Consider the following 10,187-nt stretch of genomic DNA (forward strand, 5'->3'; position numbering starts at 1 on the left):
TCTGTTTATAATTCTATAATTACTTCAATATTTCATCTCCCCTACTCCCCTACTCCCCTACTCCCTCACTCCCTCACTCCCAACTATAATAATAAGTATTCAACCGGATTTGATATTATGACCCAGGTACTTTATAGGACAAGTTTTAGTGATTTTGATGAATTTATTAATTGGTATCCAGAACAGTCGGAATACCACTATGAATTACATAACGGAGTAGTTACTCAAATGCCTAAACCTAGAGGTCAACATTCTCAAATTGCAGGTTTTTTAATGGCTGAGTTGAGCTTGGAAATTAGGCATTCAGGGTCGCCTTACTTTATCCCTAAAGAATGTATTTTCAAAACCGATAATTTATCAGGTTACGAACCAGATGTAATTGTTGTCAACCGAGATTTTATTCAGAATGAACCACGTTGGGAAAAAGAATCTACTTTAATTAATAGTCAGTCAATTAAGTTAGTAATTGAAGTTGTCAGTAGCAATTGGAGCGATGATTATCCTCTCAAACTAGATGCTTATGAAATTATGGGCATTAAAGAATATTGGATTGTGGATTATTTGGGATTAGGAGGAAGAAAATTTATCGGTTATCCCAAACAGCCAACTTTTACAGTTAATACCCTAGAAAATGGAGAGTATAAATCTACTCAATTTAAGGAAAAGCAACTCATTCAATCTTCTATCTTTCCGGAATTAAAATTGACTGTGGAATAAGTTTTTCGAGCAGAATAATGTAAGCATTCAGCCGTCAGCTATCAGCTATCAGCTATTAGGTATTGTTTTTAGTTTTAGATAAAAGCTTTACTAATTGAGTCAGAATTAAATCTTACTACAAAAACTGGCTAAAACAGTCTATTTTCATTAAAACCCTGTCCTTTTTCTGAGAGTTGATAGCTAATAACTGTTTGCGCAGCATTCCGTAGGAAATGCTTACAGAATAATACCAAATAGTTTTCAACTAAAATCCTTGGAAAGATTCGTCCAAGATTATCTCTATAGATATTGCTTGATGAAAAGTCAATTATTGTCTGTAGTTGTTTGAGAAGGAAAAATTAAGAAAATATTAGAGAAAAAGGTCTTCATCTGAGGGAAAGGTAAAAATGTTCTGAAAAGTTCCTTTTGAAAAGCACCCAATATAAGGATAAACGAAGAGACAAATGGAAAGATTGTGGAAAATTATCGCAGGAATCATGCTGGTCGCATTGGTTTTTTTCGGTACGATGCTGGCAAATGTAACTTCAGCTCTTGCAGACGATATGGGGCCATTGTCCCCTGATGTATTTATCCGAGGGCGAGGGCTTGCTGTTACCGATGTTTCTGGCCCAGAAGAATGTTCTAACTTATGTGAAAATGATTCTGAGTGTATAGCAGTGAATTGGTTTCGACCTACATCAACTTGTACGGAGTTAATGGCTTACTTTTCAGCAGAAGTAAATCCAGACTACATTTCTGCATTAAAACCCCAAGGTTACGGTAACTAATCGCAATATTGGACCCACCTTTTTGCGTAGCATTCCGTAGCAAAAAACCTAGTTATATCATGTCCGGATGATATAATTATAAATTTCTAACCGCGATCGGAGCCGTTTTCGCTTTGGTAGACTACATAGCTCCTGCCTTAAAGCCAACATCTCTGTACTCTATTCTAATGAAAACTGCTATCAATCGATCGCTGTTGTTATATTATGTCCGGATAATTAGTGAGAAAAAACTTTCTCCTTCTTCTCTTGTTCTTCTTCTTTCTTCCCTCCTGACTCCTGACTCCTGACTCCTGAGGACTCCGTCGTTATTTATTTATAACTGTTCAACCGGACATGATATTAATGAAATCAAAGGAAAGAGCGTCAAGCTCTGACTAAGAAATCATCTGCCTCCAAAGATACTCCATTAGAGAAAATAGCAAAGCGATCGCCATCTCCCAACCCATTCTCTATACCATTAGGATTATAATATAAGGTACTATTAGCAGAGTCATAAACGATCGTAGCATCAGCGGTAAATACATCAGCTTCACCATCCACCACAGCAAATTCGCTACTATCTAGACTTTCTCCAGGAGTAGTTGCAATGGCAGTGAATACAGTCACATCCAAGAGGATTCGATCTTTGCCAGATACAAAATCAGTAATTTCATCCACACCTAAATTTGCTTCGCTAAATGTTTTATTAGCAGCAAAAATAAATTTATCCTTACTCGCTCCACCACTGAGAATATCGTCATCCTCTCCTCCATTCAGGCGATCGCGTCCGATACCACCACTCAGACTATCTTCTCCACTGCCACCAAGCAAAGCATCGAAACCCAACCAACCAATTAAAGTATCATTGCCACTATTTCCCTTGAGAGTATCGTTTTCATAACCACCTTTGAGAATATCGTCACCATCACCACCTTTGAGAATATCGTTACCCCGGTTGCCATAGAGTTCGTCATCACCAGCAAAGCCAAAGATAATATCGTTACCACCTTTGCCTTGCTTAATATCATTTCCTGAAGTTCCCTTAAGTAGGTCGTTAGAACTAGATGATATTTTTGTTAAAATTTCAGAACCAGAAATCTCATCAACTAACTCAATATAACCTACGCCAACTTCTCCTGCTTCCTCTGCAAAAAAGTCTTTCAGTGTCAGATCGTCTGCTGCTTGGAAACTGCCATCTTGGTTAACATCTATGATTAGATCGGTATCTTCTCGATGCAAGTCTGACATAGAAGTTTCCATACCTTCAAGAGTCAAAGTTTCGCGACCAGCTACTTCTTGAATCTCCAGACCTCCAACATCAGCAGCATTCAATTCAAATAATTCATTACTCGTACTGCCATGAAGTACCCCATCTTCGGCATCCTCCACAGTTCTCACAGGTAATATTTGACCTCGAATATCACCAGGTTCAGGATTTTCGTTTGTATGCACCTGGACGTAGAGGTTGCCATGAAATAGATTAACTAGAGAAGTTATCACTGGTTGAGTTCCCGGCATTTGAGCGGTAGGCAGAATGGCTATTTCCCCGGTAGGAAGATCGCCTCCTTCTAGCAGACTTGCTGCAACTGTAGTGCCTTCTACCGTAGATATGGTGATATTTTCTGTTATCTCAACTGTTGCACCGTTGGCAAAGTTGAGCTGAGTTCCCTCAAAAATGTTGAGTTCGTCTCGGGGTTCCCCATCTAGTAGTTTGATACCTAAAGTGCCATCATCGTAAGCTTCAACAACTTCAATTTCTAATTCGGGAGCTGTCCAGTCACCATAAACCCCATCAGACTTGGGTTCAGAATGGCGAGCAAAATTGGCAGCAGCATCAGACCAATCCCATTTACCTGTAATTGTTTCACTTTCGTAGTCGATCTCAATGTCATCATCATCTACGGATGGTGCCCCAAAGATATTCAAAACATGACTCCCATTAGTGCCATAGTCGCGGTGGTGAAAGTGAATTTTGGTAACAGCATTATCGGTGGTACGTTCTGCGGGGTCTTCAATTAGATCGATTCCATTGAATTGAATCGTATATTCTATTTCTGTCTGTTCGGCATTGAGACTAAAAGTTGCAACTCCTGTAGCATCTGACTCTACTCCATTTTGACTGCTGTCTAAGAAGGCTTTAAATTCTTGAGCTGGTTCGGTCATGCCGAAGTTTTCCAGCAGATAGTTTTGAGCTGCCAGAATAGTATCTTGGTCTGCATCGGGGGCGGGAGAGAGATTTTGATTGTAGAGAATATAAACAGGATCGGAAGGAATGCTACCAGGAATGTTAGTCTCAACCTCCACTGGCAAGAGGTAAAGTCCGTCATCAATACCAGTAGGTGAAGTACCTGCCTGTAATTCCATGACATAATGCCAGTGGTCATTACCTGCCTGGTCATATTCTGCATAATAGTAGGGTTGTCCTTCTACAACAGCTTCCCCTGTAGTGACTTCATTTACGAATTCTACATACCATTCACCTTCATCATTGACTAACCAGTTTTCTTGATACCAGGTCATCACTTCTCCACCTGTGGTCACAAAACTTTCTCCATCCCAAACCTTCAGCTCATCGAGAAAGTTGACTTGGAAATAAGTATTGCGTTCGCGATCGAAAGAATCATCCACTGGACTACCGTCTACAGGAGTATCGTAGAACATATCTATTTGTGGTGTAAAGCCAGGAAAATAGGATGCGTTATCAGTATAGCGATAGTCGAAGGCAGTATCTGATTCTTCTACTACTCGGTCATCCCAAACCCCAACTGGTGCTAAAGTGAGATAGTCGTCAGAAAATAGGTTGGTGTAGCCATTACTCACGCTGTCATCTTTGCCAAGATAGGCTCTGATTTGACCTGTTTCATCTTGACCGAAATAGAATTGTAAACCGTGAAACACTCCAGGATAATATTGAATAATTTGTGGTAAAAAAGCTATCTCTGAAGTAACTGAACCAATGCGACTTTCTAAATCCCAAGTTCCACCTTTTAATGGGTTGCCCACCTGATGTTTTGAAGCAGCAATATTAGCTCCAGTTAGTTGATGTAAAAGTTTGATAAAGTTATTTGATTGACTGGCAATATTACAACTATAAAGTAATATATCGACAATGCCCCATTCTTGCAGATATCCACTATATTCGGCAAGATATTGCTCATTTATGGGTGTTTTTCCTAGATATAAAATTCCAGGATCGCCATGACAAACTATATACAAACTATTAGTTGGATAGTTAGATAAAAGTTCGGTAATTTGTTCTATGCCATCACGATTAGGGTCAATTAAAGCAACTTTTGTTTGTGGAGTAACTCCGGTGGCTAACTGGCGATAATTTTCCACTCTGGTGTCAATTACCATCAATCTTTTATGCTGTCGGAGTTGTTGCAACTTTTGGTTGATTTTTGTTGATTCTGTAGATTTTTTTAAGATTAAATTCATCTTGATAAATCCTCAAATTGATAAATTTGAGAAATACCCTAATCTCTCAGTAAATATTTTGTCAAAAGACAATTTGTCAAAGATTAAGTAATTCTAAAATATGGGATATGAATTGTGAATTTGGAGGAAACCGTTTAGGTTTATTTTTGTTTTAATGATTTTTCTAGTTGTTTATATTTGATACCTAATAAACGTTATTTGTCTTGTGGATGATGGCGAATATGTTTCAGTATTCTAGTGATAATTATCTGCCAAAATCTTGGAGTTCAAACGGCGACGTTATGAGGAGTTAGGATGAATAAATATCGGACTTTGGCAAGATGAAATTGTCTGATCTCTACCTCAGAAAAATTTTATAGAGTTTATAGCTTATGGAGAGAAGTAACCAATCAAAGTCCCATATTAACAGGAGTAAGACTCCATGATTTACGTCATACTTTTGCCACCGAAAGAGTTGGTTTAATGGGAATTGAGGAACTGCGGGCCTTGATGGGTCATTTTCACATTCTTTAAAGTATCAAAAAGTCATATCATTAATACCAATTTGATAAATGTTTGCTACAAATAGCTAGGGTATTTATTAGAATTTCCTACGGAATGCTCCGCAAACAGAATCCAGAATTCAGGAGTCGTATGGGAATAGATTTAATACCAATTTTCAGGTCGTAAATTCTCTTTTTTGTCAAAGGGACATTTCCTACAAAATCTTTTTATTGCACTTATTATTCGTAACATTCTTTTTTCAAATTGGTATAAGGGCAAAACAAGTTGCTCAAAACGCTTTGCAAATCTTATTAACTGAGGAGTTGTAAGTAGAAATTAAATTTATATTATTATGAGAGCAATTCTTACAACACAAGAGTATTGACAATACTCTTGCTCTGATGAGTGAGTGTTGAGGGCGTTTATATACATGTCAGATGTTGCTACAAAGCTTGCGTGGTATGATTTACAGCCTTGGCGCATATTTTCGTTCCATTACTACCGATCGCCCGTTAACTATTTGAGTTTGATTCAATAAAAAAGCTTTGCCAGCTTCAGTATCAAACGCCCAAGCTTTAAGTTTAACCTTTCCTTGAGGAATTTCTTCCACAGTAAAAGACTTTTGCCAACCTGAATCTAAATAAGCTGAATTATCAAAATATTCCTTGACACTAGGTCTCGGCATTCTCTGATTAATTAACTTAAATATGATGTCTTCTCCCTCGGTATTTTCGTAAGTTAAAATCACACCATCAGCAACTTCATTTCTTTCGGGTAAAATTGCCCAACCATTGGCAAAATAAGTCCGATTATCAATTTGATTAACTGTATCAAAATAACCATAATTTAATTCTGTTTGTCTCTCTCCAGCAATATCTTGAATATTCTTACTCTTGACTAAACCAGGTTGTAAAAAACCTAATTTATCCAGAATATTAGCTGTATTTCTCAGAGGTTCAGGACTTCTTTTAGTCACTAAACATTCATCTTGAGGAATAACATTTATCATTAACAGGCAAGCCTTACTTTGTAATAAAATTACTCGGCGATCGCTCATCCTCTCCAAAGCATTAATAGTAGTCTTAAGATGTAAGATAATCAAAATACTAACTAAAAAGTAGGAAGTATATTTAATCAACTTTGTCTGAACATTTTTTTCACTAGCTAACTGCCAAAAAATAGCCAACAAATAAACCAAAGAAACCATCAAATATAAAGAAAAAGCCGTATATCTTGGAGCCAAAGATTGTTCGACACCAAAACCAACTCTACCTACAGCAGTTACAGCACCACTAATAATTCCATAAACCCCAATTATTAGCCAGCCAATTAAACGATGTAACAATAAAAAATCTGTTTTAACTAACCAAAAAAATTTCCAACCTAAAAACAGCCAAAAACCAAATACCAAACCTCCAACTATTGTCGCCACAGTTAAATTTTCAAATCCTAAAGGAGCGCCTAAAAAAGCTAAAAAATAATGAACTGTCTCAACTGGATGAGCTATAGCAGATAAAAAACTTGGATGTTTATCGGGCTTTTGATAATCATAAAAATATACGACTAAATTAGCAACTAAACCCAACAACCCACCGATAATTATCCAAATATTCTTAGTAAAAACTTCCTCAAATTTTCCAGAAGCTAAAATTGCCAATGCTGGAAAAATTAATACCCAAATTAACATTCCATTGGCATAAGAAAAAGTGCTAACCGTACAGAGACAAAAACAAATAATAAACTTAGTTCTTAAATTCAGTTTTTTCTGGGCAATAACCAAACAACCAGTCAAACAAGCAACAGGGATATAAACAACAATTTGAATTCCCCAAAGCCAATTTTCATATTGGGCAGGAGAAAAAATTAGTAAATTAGAAATTGCCAAGAGCAAAAGTTGAGTAAAAAGACTAGCCCTAACAGTCAACCTATTTAAACAATAAATATTGAAAGAAACAACACAAGTCAACAAAAATATCACCAACATTTCATATCTGACATCCCAATTAGTCAAATAAGCTAAACCGATAAAAATTAGCCTGGGAAAAAATTTTCTACTTTCATGGAATTGAGCAAATAAATCGCTAAAAGATAAATTTCCAGCATAGATTTTCTCAAACATTACTGCTAGAGGCCATTGGTCAGAAAAAGGAAAATTTACGCTATATTTTAGGATGCAAATTCCCATGAATAAAACTGGCAAAAAAATCAGAAATAAAATAGGAATTTGTCGGCGGTTGAATTGTTGCATAGACTAGAAATATTTGAATTAATGACTATACTCAAGAGCTTTTCAAGTTTAATAAACTCCAGGTATAAAAGATAATATTAGATAATTTTCAGACGAAACAAAGGAAAAATGTATTTATAGAACCCCTGAGTGGGATCTTTTAGGAATAAAGTTATACTAATGAGCGATCACCAACTAGCATGAGAAAATGCCAGCCTTCAAGTAGTTTAACAGACAAAGAATAGGTTCTGATCGAACCACTACTACCTAAGAAGAAGAAAACTCGGCCACAAAAATGGAGCAACAGAGAAATCTTAGATGGTATCTTGTATCAACTTAAGAATGGTTGTAACAGGTGTAACTTACCCTGCATACTTACCTCCTTATTCAACAGTGTTTTGGCAGCTACATTCAGTGGCGAGCATCAGGGATAATTGAGAAGGTTAGAGATGTATTGCATTCTCAAGTACATCAACAGGTAAAAAAAGCCAGATGGACAACTTTAATCATCATTGATTCACTTATCTGTAAAAAATACCTGTAATGCTAGTATCAAGTCAATCATGATTTTGTTTTTACAAATCCACGAACGGAATTAAGCGACATAAGCGCGTTAGATAGTCTCGGTTTTCCTTCTTGCTCCGTCCTTACTCTGAGGAAACCTCAGAGCGGGCGGTGCGCTTTTTTACTTATTGCAGCAAAGCCAATGTATCTGACGATTAGGGATGAACAGAAATTTTGTCAGATAACATTGATTACTTCAAGTCCAAACCTGTTAACCCATAACAAAATTACTATTTTACTTGACAGGTGTAAAAGCTTGACCAAAAATTTTGTTTGCGCAGCATTCCGCAGGAAAAGGACTCTTAAAAAGACTACAGCTAAGATTAATCTGTGTTTGATCCGATTGATGCTTCAGAGATTGGCGGTCGCATAGAACTCATTTGGGTTCTATAGCATGGTATGCTGACGCGAGGCCGCACCACTGTTCCCTGTTCCCTGCTATAAATAAAATGGTAAATAAATAATCTGGTTTGATAAATGTTCTTATATTACTTATTGGGATTTCTACTTTTACTATCAGTAGTAGGTATTACGCTTTATTTCGTCACCCCTCGCAGTTATGAGTCGTCTGAGACGGTAGCTAATTCCTACGATGAATGGACTCAAGACGGTATCCTAGAATTTTACTGGGGCGAACACATTCACTTAGGTCACTATGGTTCGCCACCACAGAAGAAAGATTTTTTGACTGCAAAGTCTGACTTTGTCCATGAAATGGTGAAATGGGGAGGGTTGGATAAACTATCTCGCGGTACTACTGTTCTAGATGTAGGTTGTGGCATTGGTGGCAGCACCCGTATTTTAGCAAAAGATTATGGGTTTGACGTTACAGGAATTACGATTAGTCCTAAACAAGTACAACGCGCTCAGGAATTAACCCCGGAAGGAGTTGATGCTAAATTTCAGGTAGATGATGCTCTAGCACTTTCTTTTCCAGATAATAGTTTTGATGTCGTTTGGTCTATTGAAGCGGGACCTCATATGCCAGATAAAGCTAAATATGCTGAAGAAATGATGCGGGTATTAAAACCTGGTGGAATATTGGTTGTAGCTGACTGGAACCAGCGAGACGATCGCCAAAAACCACTCAATTTCTGGGAAAAACCTGTAATGAAACAGTTATTAGAGCAGTGGTCTCATCCTGCTTTTTCTAGTATTGAGGGTTTTTCGGAACTGATAGCAGAAACTGGATTAGTGGAAGGGGAAGTAGTGACAACAGATTGGACACAGGAGACTATTCCTTCTTGGTTAGATTCTATTTGGCAAGGTGTAATTAGACCTCAAGGAATGATTCGTTTTGGTTTATCAGGGATAATTAAGTCTATACGAGAAGTACCTACTTTGTTACTGATGCGTTTGGCATTCGGGAGCGGTCTTTGTCGTTTCGGAATGTTCCGCGCGGTTAAGGTTAGTTCAATATTATCATCAACAGAGAATACTCAAGCTGAAGTAGTTAAAATGTAATGTCGTTTTGTTTAAGATAAATAGTATTTTTGCTGTTGCTTATTTTGCTAACTAGACTTACGCAAATTGACTTTTAAACCACCATATGTAGGGGCGAATGGTATTCGCCCTCTCTATTAGTTAACATCAATTTAATTTATGACAAATTTACAAGTAAAAACTTCAACAGATACATGGATTTCAGCTACTTGGGATGAATATCTCCAAACTATTGAAAATCCCATTTATACTAAAGCAAAATCTTATTATTATCAAGGAAAATTCAGAATAGAAATGTCACCAGTAAGTCACGACCATGCTAGCGATAATACACTTATTTCTATAGCTATTGGTATTTTCTGTAGTCTCAAAAATATTGACAATAAAGGTCTAACTAATTGTAGTTATAGAAAAATCGGATTTCAAGAAGTACAACCAGATATTTCCTACCATATAGGTGACAATGCCAATATTATTCCCTGGGGAACTTCTATTGTAGATTTAGGTACATATCCACCCCCAGATTTAGTTATAGAAATAGCCAATACTTCACTGTCTGATGATAAAGG

At 37.0% G+C, this 10,187-nt stretch carries 7 protein-coding genes; 5 read left to right on the forward strand and 2 right to left on the reverse strand.

From position 1 onward, the window contains the following. Positions 1-717 (forward strand): Uma2 family endonuclease (locus F6K13_RS05770; protein WP_353735637.1); only part of this gene is annotated, 717 nt, incomplete at its 5' end. A 452-nt stretch (positions 718-1,169) separates the two neighbouring features. Beyond that, positions 1,170-1,484 (forward strand): PAN domain-containing protein, encoded by a 315-nt coding sequence (locus F6K13_RS05775; RefSeq protein WP_205127589.1) that lies wholly within the window; start codon positions 1,170-1,172, stop codon positions 1,482-1,484. 363 nt (positions 1,485-1,847) lie between these two features. Here the strand turns inward: F6K13_RS05775 and F6K13_RS05780 are convergent, their stop codons facing one another. Next, a complete protein-coding gene (locus F6K13_RS05780; RefSeq protein WP_124154186.1) occupies positions 1,848-4,901 on the reverse strand; it encodes a DUF4347 domain-containing protein in 3,054 nt (1,017 codons plus the stop codon). A 949-nt stretch (positions 4,902-5,850) separates the two neighbouring features. Then, positions 5,851-7,632: a hypothetical protein gene (locus F6K13_RS05785; RefSeq protein ID WP_124144043.1), complete on the reverse strand. Its 1,782-nt coding sequence runs from the start codon at positions 7,630-7,632 to the stop codon at positions 5,851-5,853. Positions 7,633-7,862: 230 nt separating this feature from the next. Here F6K13_RS05785 and F6K13_RS34930 point away from each other — a divergent pair, with 230 nt between their 5' ends. The 3 genes from F6K13_RS34930 to F6K13_RS05795 all read left to right on the forward strand — a co-directional run. Beyond that, on the forward strand, positions 7,863-8,045 hold the full coding sequence (locus F6K13_RS34930; RefSeq protein ID WP_353734864.1) for a transposase: 183 nt from the start codon (positions 7,863-7,865) through the stop codon (positions 8,043-8,045). A 607-nt stretch (positions 8,046-8,652) separates the two neighbouring features. Continuing rightward, positions 8,653-9,639 (forward strand): methyltransferase domain-containing protein, encoded by a 987-nt coding sequence (locus F6K13_RS05790; RefSeq protein WP_124154187.1) that lies wholly within the window; start codon positions 8,653-8,655, stop codon positions 9,637-9,639. Positions 9,640-9,777: 138 nt separating this feature from the next. Further along, positions 9,778-10,187 (forward strand): Uma2 family endonuclease (locus F6K13_RS05795; protein WP_287287015.1); only part of this gene is annotated, 410 nt, incomplete at its 3' end.

Source organism: Okeania sp. SIO2B9, from assembly GCF_010672505.1.
Taxonomy (GTDB): Bacteria; Cyanobacteriota; Cyanobacteriia; order Cyanobacteriales; family Microcoleaceae; genus Okeania; species Okeania hirsuta.